The 1,544-nt window shown below is 55.9% G+C and carries 1 protein-coding gene; it reads left to right on the top strand.

What is annotated here, in order from left to right; genetic code table 11:
* Window positions 1-2 precede the first annotated feature (2 nt).
* On the top strand, window positions 3-1,544 hold a 1,542-nt coding region (gene glmS / locus FH975_RS17155; RefSeq protein WP_162322202.1), incomplete at its 3' end, for a glutamine--fructose-6-phosphate transaminase (isomerizing).

The raw sequence follows: 1,544 nt of genomic DNA, 5'->3' as shown, positions 1-1,544 counted from the left end.
GCATGTGTGGAATTGTTGGTTATATCGGTTTGCCGGAGAAGTCTGTTGAGCATCATGCGTTGGATGTTTTGATGGAGGGTTTGCGGCGTTTGGAGTATCGGGGGTATGACTCGGCTGGGGTCGCGACTGTTGCTGGTGGGGTGGTGCAGGCGCGGAAGAAGTCGGGGAAGTTAGCGAATCTTATTGCTGAGGTTGAGCGTGTTCCGTTGACTCCGGCGTCGGTGGGTATTGGGCATACCAGGTGGGCGACTCATGGTGGGCCGACGGATTTGAATGCGCATCCGCATTTTGGTGATGAGGGGAAGTTGGCGGTGATCCATAACGGGATCATTGAGAATTTTGCGCAGTTGCGGCAGCGGTTGGTGGGGCAGGGGCATGTGTTTGTCTCGCAGACTGATACTGAGGTCGCGGCGAAGCTTATGGGGGAGGCTTTCCGGTCCTCGGGGGATCTGACGGAGGCGATGCGGTTGGCGGTTAATGAGTTGGAGGGTGCGTTTACGTTGTTGGCGGTGCACCCGGATCAGCCTGATCGTGTGGTGGCGGCTCGCCGGAATTCGCCGTTGGTGGTGGGTTTGGGTGAGGGTGAGAACTTCTTAGGCAGTGATGTTTCTGGGTTTATTGATTTCACCCGTGAGGCGGTGGAGTTGGAGCAGGATCAGATTGTGACGATCACTGCTGGGGCGGTGTCGATCATCAATTTTGATGGTTCGCCTGCGGTGGGGAAGCGGTTCCATATTGATTGGGATGCTACTGCTGCGGAGAAGGGTGGTTATGACTCGTTCATGGAGAAGGAGATCAATGAGCAGCCTAAGGCGGTGGAGGACACTCTTCTGGGGCGCACGGATGCTGCGGGTCGGTTGACTTTGGATGAGTTGCGGATCAGTGCTCAGGAGTTGAAGGACACGTCGAAGATTATTGTGTTGGCGTGTGGGACTGCTGCGTATGCGGGCACGGTGGCGAAGTACGCGATTGAGCATTGGACCAGGATTCCGGTGGAGGTCGAGTTAGCGCATGAGTTCCGGTACCGGGATCCGATTATTGATGAGACCACTCTGGTGGTGTCGATCTCTCAGTCGGGGGAGACGATGGACACTCTGATGGCGGTGAGGTATGCGAAGGAGCAGGGCGCTCGGACGTTGAGTATTTGTAATACCAATGGGTCAACGATTCCGCGGGAGTCGGATGCGGTGTTGTATTTGCATGCTGGTCCGGAGATCGCGGTGGCTTCGACGAAGGCGTTTTTAGCGATGATCACGGCGAGTTGTTTGTTGGGGTTGTATTTGGGGCAGTTGCGGGGGCAGTTGTTCACCGGTCAGATCAGTGACATTTTGGCGGATTTGCATAAGATTCCGGAGAAGATCCAGACGATTCTGGATTCGGCTGAGGACATTAAGGCTTTAGCGCGTGCGATGGCGCAGACTCCGAGTGTGTTGTTTTTGGGCAGGCATGTGGGGTTCCCGGTGGCGATGGAGGGTGCGTTGAAGCTCAAGGAGTTGGCGTATATCCATGCTGAGGGGTTCGCTGCTGGTGAGTTGAAGCATGGG

It is taken from the genome of Nesterenkonia haasae (assembly GCF_010119385.1).
In the GTDB taxonomy this organism is placed as follows: domain Bacteria; phylum Actinomycetota; class Actinomycetes; order Actinomycetales; family Micrococcaceae; genus Nesterenkonia; species Nesterenkonia haasae.
This window is presented reverse-complemented; position numbering and strand designations above follow the sequence as displayed.